We start from the raw sequence: 20,436 nt of genomic DNA on the forward strand, positions 1-20,436 counted from the left end.
CAGGCACCCCGAAGTGGGCGTTTCCGCAGGTCACAGCCCTGCCCAGGGAAAACTCCTAAAGCGGGTGTCGCAGGTTCGAATCCTGCCGGGGGCACAGGAAAAGGGCCAGCTCAGGAGGGTTTCCTCCCAGGCTGGCCCTTCGTCGTGTTCGAGGCCGTGCCACACGCGTGCCACTACGTCCACTCGGCAGCTCGTCGGGCGGAAGGGATACCCGCTACTCCGTCGGAAAGGGCACGTATCCGTCCGGCACCTCGCTGACCTGCAGGTCCGAAAAGAGCAGCGTGAGGTGGTGCGCGTTCGTCTCGATGCGAACCTCATGGAAGTCGATCCCCACAGCTTGCGCCCAACGACGGGTCGCTTCCGACTGCGAGAGGACCTTCGCACCTGGGTACAAGGAATGCCACTTCACACCCCAGACGTATCCGTCGAGGTCGACGCCCGTCTCATGGTCGATGAGGCGGTCGTCCAAAGAGACACGCCACGTCTCCGGCAGCACGGACGATTCGCACCGAGCCTCAACGCAGTACCGGAAGAGATACCGCAGATACGCCGGCTCGACGTCGGCGCGGGGATCCGCCGTCACGTAGACGATGACCTCGTAGTCGCGCATGTAGCTGGTGTATCCATGGTGGACGACGGCGTGATCGAAGATCTCGTCCAACATCTGTTCAAGCACTGCGGCGTCCATGCGACCGTTTCTATCCCACACGATCAGCCCCTGGCAGCCTGATATCTACAGGTGCCAGGGGCTGAGAACTCCACAAGGGTCGCTGAAACGAGTCTTAGCCGGAAGCTTCCTCTCCCCCACTTTCACGGATCATCGCCCCGAGCCGATCAGCGATGGTGCGGTCCCGGTCGCTGGTCATGTGCTGGTAGATCAGCGCGGCCCGGGAACTGCTATGCCCCATCCGCGTCATCAGCTCCCGCGTGCTGGCCCCGGCCGTCGAGGCCAGCGTGTTGCCGGTGTGCCGAAGATCGTGGAAGTGCAGTTCGGACGTGACACCTGCCGCCTTCCGCGCCTTGACCCAGTCGTCGCGAAAGTTGCTCCGCCGCAGCTGCCCGCCCTGCGGCCCGACGAAGACGTGACCGTCACGGCCAGGAGCGGCGAACTGCTCCAGATGACGCGTGACCTCGCCGAGCAGCTCGGCCGGGAAGGAGACGGTACGTACCCCAGCCGCAGACTTCGGCGCCTTGTCGAAGAGCCGACCGCTCTGCAACTCAGCCTGAGCCCGGCGAACAGTGACGGTGAGCCCCTCCTGGTCGATGTCCCGACGCCGCAGGGCCGCCAGCTCCTGGCACAAGCTGGCCCCCGCCATGACCCTGGGCCTGCTCCCCCTGGGTGAGGCCACCGACCTGCTGTGTGCCATCGCCTTTCCTGGCCTCACCCCCACCGGCGAAGAGCGTGAGGCGGCGCGGCGGCTGGCGGAGGATCTCGGCTGTCTGCCGCTGGCCCTGGAACAGGCTGGCGCCTACGCCTACCGGACCGGCACCGACCTGGATATCTACCGCCAGGACTTGGGGCTCGTCCTAGATGAGGACCGTGACGTTGACGCCCCTGAGCGGACCATCGCCCAGATCTGGGACCAGACCCTCATCGTCATCACCGATCGCGACCCGCTGGCGGTCACCCTCTTGAACACCATGGCGTGGTTGGCCCCCGACGACATCCCCCGCACTCTCCTCGCGGCCCTCGCCCCCAGCACGATCGCACTGGGCAACGCCCTGGGCGAACTGCACGCCTACAACATGATCGCCTTCACCGACGACCGCCGAGGCGTCAGCGTCCACCGACTCGTACAGACCGTCCTGCGCACCCGCACTCCGGCCGAGTCATTGCCCGACGTCTACGCCCCGGGCCGCGCGGAGGCCGAAAAGGCTGTCCACCAGGCCCTGCCCACCACGCCGGACAACTCGCTGCCCGAGCCCGTTACCTTATGGGAACGCCTGCTCCCACATGTCCTGGCCCTGGCCGAGTCCACGCCACCGGACACCCCCGCATCAGCCGACACCGCCGACACCTACCACCGGGCAGCCCAGTACCTGTACGAGCAAGGCCGCGACGCCCACACCATCACGCTGCGCACCGCCGCCCTGATCCAGTGCGAGCAGGTCTTCGGCGACACCCACCCCAACACCCGGGCCTGCCGCAGTAACCTCGCGGGCGCTTATCAGGCGGTGGGGGACCTGGGGAAGGCCATCCCCCTGTTGGAGACCACCCTCACCCAGCGCCAGCAGGTTTTCGGCGACATCCATCCCGACACTCTGCGAAGCCGCAACAACGTCGCCTACGTCTACCTGTTGGCGGGAGACCTCGAACGCGCCATCCCTCTGTTTGAGACGACCCTCACCCAGTGCCAGGTGATCCTCGGTGACACCCACGCCGACACTCTGCGAGGCCGCACCAACCTTGCGGGCGCCTACCAAGCTGCGGGGGACCTGGGGCGGGCCATCCCCCTGTACGAGACCACCCTCACCCAGCGCGAACAGGTCCTGGGCGACACCCACCCCCACACCCTGCAAAGCCGCAACAACCTCGGCTACGCCTACCACGATGTGGGAGACCTCGACCGCGCCATCCCCCTGCTGGAGACCACCCTCACCCAGATGCAGCAGATCCTCGGCGACACCCACCCCGACGCTCAAGCATGCCGCAACAACCTCGCCAACGCCTACCAGCGGATGGGAGACTTCGACCGCGCTATCTCCTTGCTGGAGACCACCCTCACCCAGAGCCAGCAGATACTCGGCGACACCCACCCCCACACCCTCGCCACCCGTAATAACCTCGCCTACGCCTACCAAGCGGCGGGGGATCTGGGACGGGCCATCCCTCTGTTTGAGACCACCTTCACCCAGAGCCAGCAGGTCCTCGGCGACACCCACCCCCACACCCATGCCATCCGCAGCAACCTCGCCAGTGCTCGTAAGGCCGCCGAGGCTGTACAGCAAAGGAGTGCAGAAACGTCTACGACCGTCCCGGACCCTCAGCAGCCATCTCCAGCCGATGACCAGCCCAAGGGCCCGCAATGACTACTTAGCCGAGAGTTCGGGACGAAGAGGTGCGTGCCAGACGCCTGCCAGATCCTGTGGTGCCACGGGGATCAAGGGGAACCAAGTCGACGGCCACCAAGCATCAACACCGCTTCGCCGCAGGTCAGCCCAACAGCGAGCCGCGATCACCTGAGCTTCCCAAGCTAATGGCGTATCAGCGGTGAGGTTGTCCTCACCCGTGGCCAGTGATCGGTGCTGGAACCGTTGCGGGCGGTTCGGGCGTTTTGGCTTCACGACAGGGGCGGTGTTTCTACGCTGGGTTCCTTCGGAGCCGCGCGGAACAGGGGGAGCAAGTGGGGCCTGAGGTTGTGCAGTTGGTGGAGCAGGCGAGCCCGTACCTGACGGCTGCGGTCGGGGCATACGGAGTAGCGGTGCTGACGCGGGCGCAGGACGTTGCCGCTGACGCCACGGTGGGTCTCGGGCAGCGGATTCTTCAACTCGTCTGGCAGCGCGGGGACGAGGCGGGCCGGGCCGAGCTGGAACGTGTGGTGGACGAGGCCGCCGACGAACAGGACGACACCTACTCCACAGCGGTGCTGAGCAGGCTCCTGCGACGTGCGTTGCAGGACGATCCCGCACTGCGGGAGGAGTTGTCGGCCCTGTTGCCCGCCCCGGCTGCGGGCACGGTCACCATCACGGCGTCCGGTGAGCGGTCGATCGCCGCCCAGCACATCCGCACCGCCATCACCGGTGACGGCCACACCCCGCCACAGCCGTGACGACGGACGACACCGCTGCCGGACCGCGCATCAAGGCTGCCGGCAAGCGGACCATCGGGGCCCAGCGCATCAGAGACGCGTACACAGGTGATCTGCATGTCCTGCCAGCTGAAGCATTGCATGCGCCGGACAAGGTCACTGCGGCCCCGGGCACCTCGAACCTGCCCCCGGCCACGCTCTGCCTGGGCCGGGATGAAGAGCTGAGCCAGCTGCGCCGCATCCTGACGGGCGGGGGCGAGGGAGCGATCACCCAGAGTGGGGCGGTGCACGGGCTGGGCGGGATCGGCAAGAGCACGCTCGCCCAGCGCTACGCCCACCGCCACCGCAGCTACTACACCCTGATCTGGTGGATCAACGCCGCCTCCCCCGACGAGATCGAGACATCCCTCACTGAACTCACCACGGCACTGGTCCCCGACTGGGCAACCTCAGCCGAGCGCGGGGCACAGGTGTCGTGGGCGAGGCAGTGGCTGGCCTGGCACCAGGGGTGGCTGCTCATCTACGACAACGTCGAGGACCCCGCCGACCTCGCCCCCTACACCGGCGCCCTGCACCAGGGCCACCACCTGGCCACCAGCCGCCGCACCACCGGCTGGCCCGACAGCGCCGCCACACTCTGCCTGGGCAACCTCAGCACCGACGACGCCACCACCCTGCTGTGCCAGTTGGTGTTCAAGGACACCAGACCCACGCCACAGCAGAAAGTGAACGCCCGCGCGCTCGTCGCTGAGCTGGGGTGTCTGCCGCTGGCGGTCAAACAGGCCAGCGCCTACCTCGCCCAGAACCAAGGGGTCAGCCTGGACGCCTACCGGCGCCGCCTGGGCACCAAACTCGACAGGACCGCCCACGGCATCGACGCCGAACGCACCATCGCCCGCGTCTGGAACGTCACCCTCCAGACCCTGGAGGCGGAGCATCCGCTGGCGGTGGAGGTACTGCACACCGCCGCCTGGCTCGCCCCCGACGACATTCCCCACACCCTCTTCACCCCGGCCGACGCTGACCCGGACGACATCGCGGAAGCCATCGGCACCCTCGCCGCCTACAGCATGGTCACCGACACCGGCACCACCGTCACCGTCCACCGCCTGGTCCAAACCGTCCTGCGCACCCCCAAACCCGCCGACCACCCCCAACCACCCCGGCACCTGCAAGGACGCGACCGCGCCGAACAAGCAGTCCTGCACCACCTGACCCCGCTCCCCGGACAGGACATACCCGACCGCCAGTGGGACACGCTCACCCCTCACCTGGTCACCCTCGCCGCCACCACTCCGCCCGGACACCACAACCCCCGCCTCACCGCCGCGTACGCCACCGCCGCCAACCGTCTCCACTACCAAGGCCACACAGCCCGCACCATCCCCCTGCTACAGGCCACCCTCGCCCAGTGCGAGCAGATCCTGGGCGACACCCACCCCAAGACCCTGAGGAGCCGCAACAACCTCGCCTACGCCTACGAGTCGGCCGGGGACCTGGAGCGGGCCATCCCCCTGTACGAGGCCACCCTCGCCCAGTACGAGCAGGTTCTGGGCGACACCCACCCCGACACACTGACCAGCCGCAACAACCTCGCCGGCGCCTACGAGTCGGCCGGGGACCTGGAGCGGGCCATCCCCCTGTACGAGGCCACCCTCGCCCAGCGCGAACAGGTTCTGGGCGACACCCACCCCGACACACTGACCAGCCGCAACAACCTCGCCGGCGCCTACGAGTCGGCCGGGGACCTGGAGCGGGCCATCCCCCTGTACGAGGCCACCCTCGCCCAGTACGAGCAGATCCAGGGCGACACCCACCCCGACACACTGACCAGCCGCAACAACCTCGCCTACGCCTACCAGTCGGCCGGGGACCTGGAGCGGGCCATCCCCCTGTACGAGGCCGCCCTCGCCCAGCGCGAACAGGTTCTGGGCGACACCCACCCCGACACACTGAGCAGCCGCAACAACCTAGCCGCCGCCTACCAGTCGGCCGGGGACCTGGAGCGGGCCATCCCCCTGTACGAGGCCACCCTCGCCCAGTACGAGCAGATCCAGGGCGACACCCACCCCGACACACTGACCAGCCGCAACAACCTCGCCTACGCCTACCAGTCGGCCGGGGACCTGGAGCGGGCCATCCCCCTGTACGAGGCCACCCTCGCCCAGCGCGAACAGGTTCTGGGCGACACCCACCCCGACACACTGAGCAGCCGCAACAACCTAGCCGCCGCCTACTACACGGTGGGGGATCTGGGGCGGGCCATCCCCCTGCTACAGGCCACCCTCGCCCAGCGCGAGCAGATCCAGGGCGACACCCACCCCGACACACTGACCAGCCGCAACAACCTCACCCTCGCCCGCAGAGCAGCGGCAGCTGTACAGCAACCAGATACAGCAACCCCAGCAACCGCCCCCGACCATCCCCCCTCAGACACACCTGAGCAACCGGTATGACCGCCCCCGACCGATCTCTATCGAACTACGGATCAGAAGGTCAGCAGCCGCGTGCCACAGCCGTGCCAGATGCGGGGGTCAGCCACGGTCAAGAGGGGTGGCAGGCGGCTACATCCGGGCTGACTAGCTGGGCCAGCGAAGCCGCAGGTCACTGCCCAGGCGCCCCAGCCTCTCTCCTAAAGCGGGTGTCGCAGGTTCGAATCCTGCCGGGGGCACAACGCGTTACGCCGCTGACCTGGGGCTTCCTCCCCAGGGAGGCGTTCTATTCGGCCTCGGACTCCTCGTCCGGGGCCGTTTGCGTGAGCGGACGGGCCTCCAGACCCCGATATTTCTCCCAACGGATCAGCGCCATCCGGCACGGACTCCAGCCGGGCTCGTCGGCGTCGTCAGGCTCGGGCTCCGCTTCGGGGGCGGTGCTCTCGGAGGTGGCGGGGGCGCGGTACGAGCCGGACTGCGCCCCCGCCGCAGCCGCCCGCGAAGAGCAGCACCGACTGCGACGGTATGCACGGGGCGCTCCTGCTTCCGTGTTCCGCGGACACCCGCTGCTCACGGGCTGTGCGGAAACGGCAGCCCGACCTCGCGCCCGTCGAGGGTCTGGTGCGCGCGTCGGCCGCCACCGTGGTTGCCCCCTTCCGGCCACAGCACGGCCCAGCCAGCAGTGCTGAGCCGGCGCTGATACCCCCGACGCTCGCGGCGGCAAGGGCATCAACTCTTCCTGCAGGTGTCTCCGTCAAGCGGCTTCGGCTCCGCGTGGAGCGCTTGATGCACCAGCCCGCGTGACGGCGGGCAACCGCGCGGCCCACGCCAGGACCTCGACCAGAACCTCGACCAGGACCTCGACCAGGTGCTCGACCGGCAGCACCCAGATCGCAGCCTCGGTGCGCCTACTGCCGGACGTTCTCGCCGCCGGTGAGAGCCGTGTCCGTGTCGCCGACGATCGGGAGCCGCACCGTGACCTTCGGCACGCCCGTGTCCGACGGGGTCTCGGCCCGCACGGCCACCCCCTCACCGGACGCGTCGCCCGCCGTCGCGGTCAGCTCCCCGGTGTCCGCGATTTCCAGGCGCGCCACCGGGCGGGTGGGCGCGGGGCTGGGCGCGGGCGAGCCGGGTTCGGTGCCGGGATCGTTCGGGCCGGGGCTCGTCGAACCGCCGCCGTCCGGCTGCGTGTTGCCCGGCTTCGTGGTGCCCGGGTTCGGTGTACTCGGCTCGGACGTACCGGGCGTACTCGGTGACGGGCTGGGGTTCGGCCCGTCGCTGTCGTCGCTGCGGCCGGTCGGCAGGACACCCGTGCCGTCCGGGACCGCGTAGGTGCCCTCGCGGTAGTACTCGAGCCACTTCAGGACCGTGTTCAGGTAGGCCTGCGAGTGGTTGTAGCTGAGGATCGCCGCGTGCAACTGCGGGGTCACCGAAAGGTCGCGGCCGCCCGCGCACAGGTAGCGGCCGGCGGCGAGCGCCGCGTCGTAGATGTTGTTGGGGTCCTTCTTGCCGTCGCCGTTGCCGTCGGATCCCCAGCTCTCCCAGGTCGAGGGGATGAACTGCATGGGGCCTACGGCGCGGTCGTGCACCGTGTCGCCGTCGTACGCGCCGCCGTCGGTGTCGGTGATCTTCGCAAAGCCGTTGCCGTTGAGGACGGGCCCGAGGATGGGCGACAGCGTGGTGCCGTTCGCGTCCACGCGTCCGCCGCGGGCCTGCCCGGACTCCACCTTGCCGATGGCCGCGAGCAGTTGCCAGGTGAGGTCGCAGCCGGGCTTGGACTCGGCGAGGGCGGCCTGTGCCTTCTGGTACGCCTGCAGGACGGTGACGGGTATGCCGGCTTCGGGCTCACCGGTGTTGGCGTCACCGTCATCGTCGCCCGTGCTGGGCATCTGGGCGGGGCTGTCGAGGGGCGGCAGATCCGTGTAGTAAGGGGCCTCGCCGGTCGCGCCGGTGTCAATGTCGGTGTCGGTGTCGGTGTCGGCCGCAGGAGTGTCCGTGCGCTGCCGACCGCTGTCGGTCAGGCCGGGGGCCTGGGACGCGGTCAGCGCCGCGACCGCGGCAGCCGTCAGGACGGCGGTCGCCGTCCCCTTGCGCAGCCTCCTGCCGAAGCGTGCCGCCGTCGCGAGAACCCCTCCCGTCGACGATCGGGCGGCGGGGCCGTCCGCGCTCCCCGGCGCATCGGCCCGCGTGACACTGCGACAACTGCACGTGGATACCTGTTCGTTCCTGATTCTCACCGGTTGTCAACCTCCGATTTCAGTGGTCGGTCAGGTCCAGGCCACCGCATCGGCCCGATCGGCGCGTCCCGCACACTGGGCGGCGTTGATCGCGTCACGGCTACGGGACTGCACGATCCAGGCGGCTGGACGGGGGGCGGTGCGGTGCGATCAGTAGGGGGACGTCAGCCGGCAGACGGCGGCCGGCGACGCGGCAGCCGTCCAGGCACTGCCCAGAGCTGCGGCCTCCCCGTCACAGTGCGACGGGCGTCCTCTCGGTGTGCGTGCTGAGCCACAGGTCCAGCAGCTCCGTCCGGCGGGTGGGTTCCCAGCCGGGCACGAGGACGACCGGGCCGCGGTGCCGGCTGAGCAGGCGGGCGTAGAACTCCCGTATCTCCTCGCCGTCGTACGGGTCCCGGGCCGGCGTGAAGAGCACGGCCCTGCGGCTCGTGACCGCGAAGAGGACGTCGGAGTGCAGGGACATACGTGAATCGGGGTCCGCCGGGGGGCCGCAGACGCACCAGCGCACGCGGGCATGGTCGGTCCACAGCGTCTCTGTCACCGGTCTCCTCTGCGCCTCGGCCGTCCCGGCGCCCGTCGTCGCGCGCAGCCCGTGCGCCAGGGTGGCGCGGTGGGGGAGCATCCGGGTCGGCTGCGATGTGTCCGGACAGAATCCCCACCGGGTCAGGTAGTTGCGGATGGTCGTGGTGCCCAGGACGACGCCGAACTCCCGGTGGGCCAGCGCCGCGAGGGACTGCCAGGTCCACAGCACGTCCCGTAGTCCCACCTTGTCGGGCGTCGTCGTCGTCATGGTCCGGAGCATCCAGAGCTGCCGGGCGGACGAGAGCGCCAGCTGGTCGCCCGGTCGTCGGCCGCGTCTGCGCGGGCGCAGCGCGTCGGAGCCCTCCAGCCGGTAGGCCCGGACCCAGGCCCCCACGGTCTGCCGGGAGACTCCGTACAGCCGCGCGACCTCCGTGCGCGGCACACCCGACTCCACGGCCGCGACGGCACACCGCCGCAGATCCTCAAGTCCGTCAACCGACAGTTTGCGAGCGTCGCGTGTGTTCGACACGTTGTCGCGATCCTCCTTCGTCCGGGCCACCGCCGCGGCGACCCTTCAGCGGACATCGACCGGAATGCGTACGACGTCCTGGTCGATGTCGGACGTGCGTACGGTCAGCGCCAGTTGCCACCGCCCGCGCAGGGGCAGCGAGAAGGCGCTCGAGATGTGGTGGCCGGGGCCCGCGTACGTCAGGGGAACGCGGATCGGCCCCACCGAGGGCTTGCTCAGGCTGAACTCCGCCCGTACCTCGGGCACGTCCCGTGGCTGTCCCCGGGTGTCGAGAACCGCGAGGTGGACTTCGTTCACCCCTCTCGCCGCGGGGCTGACCACCACGGCGACGACACCCTTTCCGCTCTGCCCCCCGCTGTCGAAGGCGGCCGCCCGGCTGAACGGCACGGCGGTCCGGGGTCCGGCGGGCGCCGCTCCCGCCGCGGGACGCCGGCCCTGCTGGTCCGCCGAGGTCCCGCCGTCCGCGGTCGCCGGGTCGGTGTTCGCCAGGACGGTAGAGACCGCGAGCAGGACGGCGGCGATCAGTGTCTCCGCCATCACCAGCCTTCCGAAGCGCCGGACCTGGCCGCCGTCCGGCCCCGGCCGAGTCGGCCTGCGCCGACCCTGGACCACCAACGGCGCCGGGCCGTAGTGGCGCCGCACCCATGCACGGGCCCCGGCGCCCAGCCCGACCAGCACCGCAACCAGGCACAACTTGCCGAGCAGGACACGTCCGTACAGCGTGCCCGGCAGTGCCGGCACACCGCCCAGCTGCCGCCAGGCCTGGAAGAGTCCGGTGGCCAGGAGCAGGACGACGCACATCCCCGCGACGCGCGAGAACCGGGTGACGGCGGGCTCCAGAACCGGGGCGTCGGGGGCGTCCCGCGACCGCAGCAGCACCGTGCCCAGGGCGACGAGCCCGCCCGTCCAGACGGCCATGGCGACGAGATGGACCGTGTCGGCCGGCACGGCGAGCGCGGCCAGTGGGCCCGCTGCGCTGTGTCCCGCGAGGCTCCATGTCAGGGCGAGCGCGCAGCCGACGCCGAGCACGGCGACGGTGTTGCGCATCCGGCCCCGACCTCCGGGCCCGGACGAGGGCCCCGCCCCGAGTGCGTACTCCGCCCGGTCGCCCGGGACCGGACTGCCGGCGGTCACTCGTCGGCGGGCGAGGACCAGTCCGGCCGCAACGAGAGCGAGCAGCACGGCACGCAGCACGAGCATCAGGCCCATGCGGCTGCCCAGCGTCGCGGCGATGAGGCGCCCGTCCAGGGCGGAGAACAGGGAGGTGCCCGCCGCGTACGGCCCGTAGACGAGCAGGGAGAGCACCGTCGCCGTCATGAGGGCGGACCAGCCGGTCCACAGAAGCTTGTGGACGGGGCGCCGCCGGATCCCGGCGGGCCAGCAGGCCGCGACGAAGAAGGCGGTCCCCACAAGAACGGCGAAGCCCACGAAGGAGACCCATCGCGCCGCGCTCTGCAGAGCGCCGGCCGTGGTCACCGCGCCGTGTTCCATGCCCGCGGACGGGCCGGCGGACGCGGGCGAGCTCCCGGCCGTGGGCCGGCCGACGCTGAAGGAGAACGTGCCTTGCACGGGGTGGGAGTCGGCGGAAACCGTGTGCCAGACGATGGTGTAGGTGCCCTTGGCCGACAGGGTCCGCAGCCTGACGGCGACCTCCTCGGCCCTGCCCGCGGGATGCTCCGGCCGGCCCGTCGCAACCGTGTCGCCGTCCGGCGCGATCACGCTGACGCGGGTCAGGCCGAGGCTCACGGGTTCGGTGAACGTCAGGGACACCCGTGGTGGAGGGGTGCCGAGCACCTGCCGGTCGGCCGGTGCCGTCGACACAACGGAGGCGTGGGCTCGGGCCGGGGTGGAGCCGGCGACCACGGCCAGCGCTGCCAGCAGGAGTGCGACGCATGCGTGCACGGACGGGTGGAGCGTTGCTCGGTGCATCGTGATCTCTCTCATCGGAGGCAGTGGGGACGCCGACGGCCTGGGGGGACGGGGCCGCCGACGCCCCCGGCTCTCTCAGACCGTGATCTCTTCCTGCCTCTCCGCCTGGGCGGACCGCGTCGCGGTGGCGCGCCGCCCGGCCGCGGCCCAGCCGAGGGCGGCGAGGCCGACGGCCAGCCCGCTGCCGCCGAGCAGCCGCGACACCATGTCGGTGGCGGGCGCCTCCGCCTCGTACGGGGTCCTGGCCGCGGCCGGTGCCGCCGCCGCGACCGGTGCGGTGCTCTTCAGTGCGAGGACCGGTGCGGGGTGCTCGGGCTCGGCCGCGCCCTTCTCCGGGACATCGATCCAGCGCACCACCTCGCCGTCCGAGTAGGTCTGCACCGCCTTGAAGACCATCTCGGAGGCGTCCTCGGGAAGCGGCCCCAGGGACAGGGGGAATTCCTGGAACTCCCCTGGGCGGATCGTGCCGCCCTCCCACAGGACGGACGTGACCGCCTCGGTGATCTCGTGGTCACCGTCCACGATCGGCTGCTTCAGCCGCTCCTTCTTCACTGTCGCCTTCCAGCCGGGAACTGGCTGGACCGACACGTGCCCCAGGGGGTGCTCGGCCGGGAAGGCTATCTCCACCTGCACGGTGGAGTCGGCATCCCGCTCGTTGGGCACCCGGAAGGCGGCCTTGGTGAAGCCGCCGGGCTCGGCCGTCCCCGGGTTGACGGAGACGTGGGCGAAGGCACCGGGCGCGGCGAGGAAGACGACGACGGCGGCTCCGGCGACGGTCGCGACCGACAGGCGGCGGCTGGACGGATGCCCGGGAGCGCGGGAAATCATGGGGATCGGTTCCTTTCAGCAAAGGACGGGGACGCGGGGAGGGGGAGACGGTGGGCCGCTGTGCTCAGTCGATGAGAGGCAGGTCCGGTACGGAGACGACCGCCGGGTCGACCTGGAAGATGGAGACGAGTCCTGCCATGCCCTCGTGGGTCTCCGAGTGCGAGAAGATGTGGCAGTGGATCATCCACTTGCCGGTCTTGGTGGGTGTCCAGACGATGTCGTAGGTCTGTCCCACGCCGACGTTCAGCGTGTCCATCTCCTGCGGGACGGCCAGCGGCCGGCCGTCCTGCGCCACCACCGTGAAGTGGCCGCTGTGCAGGTGGATCGGGTGGATCATCTCCGGGCCGGTGCCTATCAGACGGATACGGACCTTCTCGCCCACCCGGGCGCTGAGGCGCTCGGTCGCCGGGAAGCTCTTGCCGTTGAACACGAAGCCCAGCGCGCCGTCGCCGATCATGATGCGGTAGTCACGGTCGGCCCGGATGTCGCCGGTCCTCGGCACGACCTCAAGGGATCCGTAGAGCCCCTTGCCTTCCTGCTCGCCATGCATGTGCGAGTGGTACCAGTGGGTTCCCGGGCTGATCGCCTTCCACTCGTAGGTGTAGCTCTCGCCGGGCTCGATCTCGGGCTGTGTGAGGCCGGGTACGCCGTCCTGGCTGTTGGGCAGGTCCATGCCGTGCCAGTGCACGGCTGTCGGCTCGGGCAGATCGTTCTCGACGACGATGCGGACCGGGTCGCCCTCGTTCACGCGGATCACCGGGCCGGGGACGATGCCGTTGAAGGCGTAGGCCTCGCGGACCTTGCCCGGCGCGGTCTCCCAGGAGACGGGCGCCGCGTGGAGCTTGAAGACCTTGACCCCGTCGACGACCTCGTAGGGCGCCAGTTGGGTGCCGTCCCCGAGATCCTTGGCCTCGCCGGGCGCCCCGACCGCGGACGGGTTCGGCCGGTGCGGAGCGTCGGGTGCCAACTGCTTCATGAGGACGGGAGCGAAGGAGGTCAGGCCGATGACGGCGAAGAACGCGGCGCTCGACGCCACGACGTGGGAGAGGCGGAACGTGCGGCGGGGTCCGGCCGGTGGAGGGTACGCGGGGTCGGGAGATTCCATGGAAGTGTGTCCTTCTCATGCGCTCATGAGGGCTCTGAGGAGAACCGGGGGGCCGCCCGCGGGCGGCCCCCCGGCCGTGGTGGATCGCTACGAGCACTTGCTCTCGTAGTCGATCGGGTTGCGCTGACGGCACGTCAGCTGGTCATTGACCGCGTTGCCGGGCACGCGCTGAGCCCAGCCGTTGTAGACCAGCGGGACCGCGAGAACACCCTGCCCGCCCATACCGGCGTAGCCGGTGATCTTGTCGTCCATCTTGGTGTTGTCGTCACCGGTCAGGAGCATCCGGCCGACGACCTTGGCGTCCGAGATGTCGCCGTCGTTGTTCGGGTCGACGTCGACGACGGACATGGCGTTCGAGAACTTGCTCGAGACGTAGCCGTAGTAGCCTCCGCCCTTCTTGGCCCCGAAGTTGATGCCGTGGCACCCGGAGTCACAGGGGAGGTACTTCACGATCTTGTCCGTCTTCGGGTCGATCACCGTGATGTTCGACGTCAGGGTGTTCGCCACCAGCAGCGCACTGCCGTCCGGGGTCACCGGCAGTTGGATCGGCAGACCACCGAAGTCACCCGTGGCGCCCTTGACCGGGTCGTAGTCGCCCCACAGGTCGATCTCCTTGTAGTGGGTCTTCGTGCCGCCGTCGACGCACGCGTCCTCCTTGATGGAGATGCACGAGACGGAGCCACCGAGGAAGTTGGCCTCGTACGCCTTGGCGCCGTCCGGTGTCATGCCGGTCGCGATCGGCAGTTCGCCGGTCCTCTCCTTGCGGATGCCGCCGGTCGGAATGTCCACGATGGTCGAGTCGTAGGTGTTCACGTTCGGCGTGACCATGTGCTTGGCGTCGCCGCTCATCCAGTGGGCGTGCGGGTGGGCGATCTTGTCACCCGCGGCCTGGACGGGAATGCGCCGGTCGATACCGGTGCCGCCCGGTGCCAGCTCCATGACCGCGCCGCCGCCGTTGAGGGCGACGTGCAGCTGGTCCGTGTCCGTCCTGGTCATGACGTGGGACGGGTCGGGGCCGACCTTGATCTGCCGGATGAACTCACCGGTCTTGCGGTCGAAGACGTCCAGCTTGTCGCTGAACCACTCGGTTTGGTAGATGTACTTTTCGTCGCGGTCCGTCCACATGTTGTGTGGGTTGTTCATGTTGATCTGGGGCAGCGCGACCTTGCGCTCGACGGTCCAGTCGGAGGCGTCGATCTTGGTGGCCGCACCCGGCTTGGACTTGCCCGCGAACTTCTCGAACTGGGTGTCCACCCAGACCTCACCGACGCCCGGGACGCTGGGTTTCTTGTTCGCGGCGGGGAGGGTCTTCGGCGTGTTGAACTTGTTCTTCAGGTACGCGTCCAGGCTGGGGACGAGCTCCTGCTTGCCGTCGCTGGTGTTCATCAGGATCGGCGCCGGGGGGTAGGACGGGTTCCACTGCGTGGCCTCGGTGTCGCTGTACCGCTGCCAGTTGCCCGGGGTCGTGATGTTGAAGAACTTCTGCACCAGCTCGGCGATGATGTCGGCGTTGGACGGCACGTTCAGCGAGCGGCTGTTGACGCGCAGCTTCTCGCCGAAGTCCAGACCCGGGGTGAGCGGGTCGTCGACGACGATCGCACCGAGCATGAACGGGTGCACCTTGCACGCGAAGGCGTACAGGCCCGGCTCGGTCAGCTGGACGCTGGTCTTGCCGACGAAGGCGCCGCCCTGGTCGAAGGGGAAGCCCTTCGCCTTCTCCGGCCAGATGAGGCCGGTGACGGTGTGCGCCGAGGCAGCGGCGGGAGCCGAGACGTCGAAGTTCGCCGTCACCGGGAGCTCGAGGTCGTTGGTCTCGGCGTACTTCTGGATGTCCTCCAGAAGCGGGAGCAGATCGGCGCCGACCGGCAGGTCGTCCAGCGTGGTCGGCGCGTTCGCCGGCTTGTCCTCCATCTCGTCGGACAGCTGGTCGAGCAGCGTGGCCGCCTCCTTGGCGCGGGGGTCGCCATCGGGCAGGACCTTGTTGATGGCGTCCTTGGTCGAGTCCAGACCCAGCAGCTTCAGCGGGTCGACCCCGAGGTCGCCGATCAGCGGTGCGTCCGAGCCGTCGTAGTCGAACTCGTCGAGGCCGGGCAGGTCGCCGTTGAGCGCGCCGAGGGCGTCGCCACCGAGCAGGCCGCCGTCGCCGGTCGCCTCACCTATCAGGGGGAGACCGTCGAGGTTCAGCCCCGGGAGGCTGGACGTGGTGGCGCTGATCGGTACGCGCGGCATCTCGGCCACCGCGAGGGCACGACCGCCGAACAGGTTGGTGTTCGTGTCGAACCACGCGTTCTGGTTGTCGGTGAGGTGGAAGGAGACGGGCAGGGGCCCGACGCCGACCGGGCCACCGCCCTCACCGTCACCGCCCGTACCGCCCGAGGGCGCCGGGGAGCTGGTGCCCGTGGGAGGCGGCGTCGGCGTCGGGCTGGAGGTGCTGGTGGAGGTCGGGGTCGGCGAGGGCGACGACGAACCGCCGACGACCACGGTGCCGGTCATGTCCGGGTGGAACTTGCAGCGGTAGTCGAAGGTCCCAGCCGACGAGAAGGTGAAGGAGTAGTTCTCCCCCGGATCGAGGTCGGGTGAGTTCAGCGGCCCCCCGGTCACGCTGTGGATGACGCTGTCGTCATTCGACCAGGTCACGGAGTCGCCGACCGCTACGTCGATGCTGGCCGGGTTGTACTGCAGATTCCTGATCGAGACCGAGTGCGTCGCCGCGGAAGCCGCAGGAGCGGCCATGACCAAGGCGAACCCGCTCAGGGCGAGCGCCATGGCGCCCGCCACAGCACGCGTCGTCCAGGGCCGGCGTTGCCGCCACCCCCTGGACGAGCGCATGCGTGGCGCATTGAGAATGAACATTTTAACCCTTCCCGCAATTAGAGATGAGTACATCGGCAGGCACCACCACAAAGGCTTCACAGTCGCCGCTGGACATTCATGGAGCCAGGAGCCCGACGAAATCCGACGAACCGCATCCTGTTCCGCCTCCGAACGGCAGCCGAGACTTCACCTTCACGGCACGGAGCGAAACATCTACCGAGCCCTTATGTCCCGCTTATCTCTGCATTGTTAACCGAAGATTAATAGAGCTTCAATCTGGATCTCAGGAGCACGTGAAGACGAGCATTGAGGCGTAATTACAACACCAACGAAAACAAAAGGCAGACACGCTGGGCGAGCGACCTAAGGGCGAAATCAAGGCGTTCCAACGGGTCAGGACGACACGGTGATCACGCTAAAGTGTCAGGTATTTGCCTTCCAAGCCCGTGGCATGCCGGTCACGTTCCGCGGGAAGCATGGAAGGACCATGACGACCCCAGCAGAACCGGTTACCAGCGGGATCAAACACAGGACCGTCAGCCTTAGCCAGGATTAATTCCGTGAACACTGGTCAAGGGAGCCGGCCGAATGCCACCATGACAGCGCGAACGCAGGAGCCGTCGGCGCCCCAGGGCCGAGAACGGCCCTCCGCGATTCACCGGACTCGGCCATGCCCGACCGGCCGCACAGGACAGAAAGCGAGAATTCCCATGCCTCCCGCACGAGACGGTCACCGCGCCAGATGGTTCCTCTGGCCACTCGGCGTCCTGCTGCTCGCCACTACCGGCGGCGCCATCATCGCGGCCACCGGCGGCCCCGAAGGACCAAGCCCCGAGGAGCGCGCGCGGCAGGCGCTCCAGCCCACGCGGCACACGGTCATCTACCAGGTCACGAGCCCCGGGGCGACGTCAGCACTGATCACTTACCGGGCGAACGGCATCAACAACGACAAGAGCGTGGACAACGTCAAGCTCCCGTGGAGGAAGGAAGTCGCCATCACGGCCGGACCCGGGGCGGCCGTGACGCAGGTGATGGCGACGGGCGGGAAGGCCGGGTCGGTCTCCTGCTCCATTCGCATCGACGGCCGGATCGTCGACAGGCAGACCGCCAAGGGCCAGTTCACCGATGTGTCCTGTTCAAGTGTCGTGCAGCCTGGCGCAGGGTGACGGTGAGCAGATGCCGGGCGCCCCTCTCTTCGACACCCGCCGACGCCCCGGAGCCGGCCCGTCAGGACGGCACCCGGCCGCCAAAGCACAGGAAGACAAGGAGAAAGCGAAAAGAAAAACGACACCGAGAGTCCAGCTCATTATGTGAACGGAAGTCGGCGCTTCGACCAAGGAGTTCTCCGACATGAGTAAGCAGCCGGGTGTGTGGCACCGCCGATCAGACTCGACACACAACCGGGGCAGAGCACTTATTGCGCCACGGGATTATTTCCGAGGATCAGGTCGAGCACGTACGCCTCGCCGGGATACTGGCCGTAGCGATGGAACTGGTTATCGGGAATCTTGTCGTGATCGCGGTGGATCCATCGCGAACCGTTCTGGTAGATGTCGCACTGATTGGCGATGCCGATATCGGAGATCGGATTGCAGTATAGGCCGCCACTGTTTCGGTCGATGACCGCGCGGGCGTGGCTCCCGTCGTTCCGCAGCGGCCGGACGGAGAAAACCACTCCCGTTGCGGTGCGCCGGGAGTCGTACATAGGAACCGCCACTGGTCTTCTTGTGGCGTGTGGTCGGACTGATGCTCTTCGGTGTGAACGTGCAGGGATTCGGCTGGTAGTGGTGGGCCGCGGCGTCGGCCCGGAAATTTCCCGTGTCGTACACCATCCCCAGGCCGTCGCCGTGAGAACCGGTATTCGGAGCAGTTGCCGCTTTCACGCCCGATTCCATGGCCGGGGCCGTCAATGTACGGGTCCGGAATGGAGGCCTCGTGCGTGGTGCGGGACATGGCCAACGTGCGGATGCCGGCGGGCGGAGTACCGCCCGGGGCGGCGCCGCTCGGCGCTTCCTCAACGTCGGCGGTGGCCACCGCGCGCCCCCGTAGCGGTACCGGGTCACGGTGCGCGGTACGCCCTCGGCCACGGGAAGACTGCGATCGGCTTCGATCCCGTACGCGCCCCGCCGTCCGGGCACAGCTCGGGTGCGGGCATCGGTTTCGAGGCGTTCGATGTCACGGAACAGAGCTTCGGCGCGTCCGCTCAGGCAATGGTCGATCGTGACGGTCCTTCGGCCGGCATGCCGGGTGTCACCGGCGGCGGCCGTGGGAAGGTGTTCGTCTCCCAGGGCCGCCCGTGCTGCGGCGCTCGCGTCTTCGGGACTGACGGGGAAGGCCGCCGCATCGGCTGTTCCCTGAGCGGCGGACAGATGGACGACGGCAGCGGTGCGGCGGTCCACCTCCGCGGTGACTGCACGGGCACCGGCCTCGCCCGCTGCGATGGCCCGCCGACGGGGCTGCCGCAGTGCGTCACCGTCCAGGTGGATGACGGCCTCCTGGCCGACGAACTGCCGGTCGGCGGAGAAACCGGAGACGCTGTCCTGGACGAAGCGCTGCGCGGCCTCGCGTGCCTGGTCGGCGGAGAACCTGTGGTCGCGGCTGCCGGTTCGGCTCCTGCATCGAGTCACGCGCAACTCGCCTCCTCACAGAGCCGCCTTGGCGGCAGCGGCGTGGATACGTCACCTGCTCTACGGGGACGAGCGGCGCGTGAGTCGCACGAGAGGAGAGATTTTTTCGAGAGAGTGCGCGGACGCTGTGACCTCAGCGCCGAGGCGGCGGCCGCATTCCCGTCGTCAGCGGTCCGGCAGCAGTGTGGCAAGCGCACGGCCCGGCTCGATCGAGCGGGGCCGGCCCCGAAGGGTCGAGCAGCGGAACCGGCAGCCGGGACGGGACTACGGCGGACACGTCCGGCCCCGTCGGCAGAGCCAGTTCGGGCCCTTCCGGCAGGGCGGGCAAGGTTGGCAGGGCGGGCAAGGTTGGCAGGGCAGGCAAGGTTGGCAGGGTTGGCAGAACAGTGCCCGGCAGCTTCGACGGGGCCGCGGACGCCGGCGGCAGGGGACCCGCGGCCGTCCGCGACACCGGACCGTCCCCGAGCCCGACGGGAAGACCGGACAAGGCCGTCTCGGACGGAATCGGTTCTCGCCCCGCTGAGGGCCCCGGACCGGCGGGGAGATGCGTCACGTAGGGACGCCGCGCAAGCGGATCCTCCTCGGTCTCCGCTTCGGAAGGTGCGCTCAGGGCCAGTCCCGCCACCGTCAGGGTCACCGCCACGGACGCCAACGCGGCTGTCTGCGCGGATGTCTGCGCGGCTTCCTTCACCACTCGCGGCCGCCCGCGCCACACCCAGACGGCGAGAACCAGTGTCGCCTCCAGTACGGCGCGGAGCGCCCTGCGAGCCCTGGCCAGAAGCGACCGAACCGCCTGGTAGCTGAGTCCGGTGCGCTGCGAAATCTGTGCGAGGTCAAAGCCCTGCGCCCGCAGGCTCAGTACCTCCGCCTGGCGCAGCGGAAGGTCCGTGCTGTGGCCGGCAAGCCACTTCGCCTCCGCCTGGTCGCACACCGCCTCCTCCACCGTGGCGGGTCCGGCCGCGGCGCGCGCCGAACGGGCGTGAACATCGACCTCGCGGTTGATCTGCCGATACCGGTCGACGCACAGCCGTATCGTCACCGATGTCAGCCACGCGCCCAGCCGGGCGTCGTCCACGTTGGCGTTCTCCGCCGCACGGACCATGGCTTCGTGTACCGCGTCCTCGGCGTCATCCACATTCATGGACCGCCGTCGCGCCACCTTCAGCAAGGACTCACGGTGACTCAGCACCCGCTGCCAGCGATCGGCGGGATGCCCGTCCACCGAACGTCGCTCCGCAGGCTCATCGTGTCCGCTCACTGTCGCCTCTCACCCCGCCGAGATCACGTGCCGACCACCGCCCACGAACCAGCACAGCGCGAGGCCCGTGCGTGGGGGCTCCTGTCGAAGACGCCGCAACGAACGGGTTCACAACCCAGTACCTGGGCGTGGCTCCTGGTCCTCTGAGTCGGGTTGCGCGCCCCGCGGAGTGGCCGAGGTCCGCGACATCGCGCGACGGCCGGCACGGTCCGGCTTCCGCATCGTGCAGGTAGGAAGCGGACAGGCCGAGCGGCCGTGCGGCTTCGCGTAACCGCCAACCGCGCCGGAGCCTGGCCGCGTTCAGCATCGGGCCGAGTCCAACGGCCGGTATACGGCCGGGCTGTACCGCGAGAACATCTCCCATCGACAACCACCCCAAGTCAGAGGCTAGGCCGCCGCATCGTCG

Annotated in this window: 15 protein-coding genes; 4 read left to right on the top strand and 11 right to left on the bottom strand. The window is 69.1% G+C overall.

The features are described from left to right. Nucleotides 1-214: 214 nt before the first annotated feature. Nucleotides 215-688 carry a hypothetical protein gene (locus OG272_RS21540; RefSeq protein WP_327729249.1) on the bottom strand — a complete coding sequence of 158 codons (474 nt, stop codon included), beginning with the start codon at nt 686-688 and terminating at the stop codon, nt 215-217. Between the two features lie 94 nt (nt 689-782). Then, on the bottom strand, nt 783-1,316 hold the full coding sequence (locus tag OG272_RS21545) for a tyrosine-type recombinase/integrase (protein WP_405894527.1): 534 nt from the start codon (nt 1,314-1,316) through the stop codon (nt 783-785). Between OG272_RS21545 and OG272_RS21550 the strand changes: the two genes are divergently transcribed. The 3 genes from OG272_RS21550 (at nt 1,315) to OG272_RS21560 (ending at nt 6,205) form a co-directional block, all read left to right on the top strand. Next, nucleotides 1,315-3,030 carry a tetratricopeptide repeat protein gene (locus OG272_RS21550; RefSeq protein ID WP_405894528.1) on the top strand — a complete coding sequence of 572 codons (1,716 nt, stop codon included), beginning with the start codon at nt 1,315-1,317 and terminating at the stop codon, nt 3,028-3,030. The two genes, OG272_RS21545 and OG272_RS21550, sit on opposite strands and share 2 nt — an antisense overlap. A gap of 314 nt (nt 3,031-3,344) precedes the next feature. Further along, nucleotides 3,345-3,770: a hypothetical protein gene (locus OG272_RS21555; RefSeq protein ID WP_327729243.1), complete on the top strand. Its 426-nt coding sequence runs from the start codon at nt 3,345-3,347 to the stop codon at nt 3,768-3,770. After that, nucleotides 3,767-6,205: a tetratricopeptide repeat protein gene (locus tag OG272_RS21560; protein WP_405894529.1), complete on the top strand. Its 2,439-nt coding sequence runs from the start codon at nt 3,767-3,769 to the stop codon at nt 6,203-6,205. The genes OG272_RS21555 and OG272_RS21560 overlap by 4 nt, the downstream gene beginning before the upstream one ends. Before the next feature lie 884 nt (nt 6,206-7,089). Here the strand turns inward: OG272_RS21560 and OG272_RS21565 are convergent. From OG272_RS21565 to OG272_RS21590, 6 genes are all read right to left on the bottom strand, one after another. Further along, nucleotides 7,090-8,418, bottom strand: coding sequence for a lytic transglycosylase domain-containing protein (locus OG272_RS21565; protein ID WP_405894530.1), 1,329 nt, complete (start codon nt 8,416-8,418; stop codon nt 7,090-7,092). 232 nt (nt 8,419-8,650) lie between these two features. Beyond that, nucleotides 8,651-9,469 (bottom strand): helix-turn-helix domain-containing protein, encoded by an 819-nt coding sequence (locus tag OG272_RS21570; RefSeq protein WP_405894531.1) that lies wholly within the window; start codon nt 9,467-9,469, stop codon nt 8,651-8,653. A gap of 45 nt (nt 9,470-9,514) precedes the next feature. Beyond that, nucleotides 9,515-11,398, bottom strand: coding sequence for a copper resistance CopC/CopD family protein (locus tag OG272_RS21575; protein WP_405894532.1), 1,884 nt, complete (start codon nt 11,396-11,398; stop codon nt 9,515-9,517). Between the two features lie 75 nt (nt 11,399-11,473). Beyond that, nucleotides 11,474-12,226 (bottom strand): YcnI family protein, encoded by a 753-nt coding sequence (locus OG272_RS21580; protein ID WP_327729239.1) that lies wholly within the window; start codon nt 12,224-12,226, stop codon nt 11,474-11,476. A gap of 64 nt (nt 12,227-12,290) precedes the next feature. Continuing rightward, nucleotides 12,291-13,331: a multicopper oxidase domain-containing protein gene (locus OG272_RS21585; protein ID WP_326582123.1), complete on the bottom strand. Its 1,041-nt coding sequence runs from the start codon at nt 13,329-13,331 to the stop codon at nt 12,291-12,293. 87 nt (nt 13,332-13,418) lie between these two features. After that, nucleotides 13,419-16,160 (bottom strand): cupredoxin domain-containing protein, encoded by a 2,742-nt coding sequence (locus OG272_RS21590; RefSeq protein ID WP_327729238.1) that lies wholly within the window; start codon nt 16,158-16,160, stop codon nt 13,419-13,421. Nucleotides 16,161-16,855: 695 nt separating this feature from the next. Between OG272_RS21590 and OG272_RS21595 the strand changes: the two genes are divergently transcribed. After that, nucleotides 16,856-17,311 (top strand): MmpS family transport accessory protein, encoded by a 456-nt coding sequence (locus tag OG272_RS21595; RefSeq protein ID WP_327729237.1) that lies wholly within the window; start codon nt 16,856-16,858, stop codon nt 17,309-17,311. Nucleotides 17,312-17,559: 248 nt separating this feature from the next. Here the strand turns inward: OG272_RS21595 and OG272_RS21600 are convergent, their stop codons facing one another. From OG272_RS21600 to OG272_RS21610, 3 genes are all read right to left on the bottom strand, one after another. After that, nucleotides 17,560-17,850, bottom strand: coding sequence for a hypothetical protein (locus OG272_RS21600; RefSeq protein WP_405894534.1), 291 nt, complete (start codon nt 17,848-17,850; stop codon nt 17,560-17,562). Nucleotides 17,851-18,905: 1,055 nt separating this feature from the next. Next, complete coding sequence (locus OG272_RS21605) at nt 18,906-20,030, bottom strand: sigma-70 family RNA polymerase sigma factor (RefSeq protein ID WP_405894535.1); 1,125 nt, start codon at nt 20,028-20,030, stop codon at nt 18,906-18,908. After that, on the bottom strand, nt 20,014-20,394 hold the full coding sequence (locus OG272_RS21610) for a helix-turn-helix domain-containing protein (protein ID WP_405894536.1): 381 nt from the start codon (nt 20,392-20,394) through the stop codon (nt 20,014-20,016). Before OG272_RS21610 ends, OG272_RS21605 begins: the two co-directional genes overlap by 17 nt. Between the last annotated feature and the right edge of the window lie 42 nt (nt 20,395-20,436).

Source organism: Streptomyces sp. NBC_00104 (assembly GCF_045160825.1).
GTDB lineage: Bacteria > Actinomycetota > Actinomycetes > Streptomycetales > Streptomycetaceae > Streptomyces.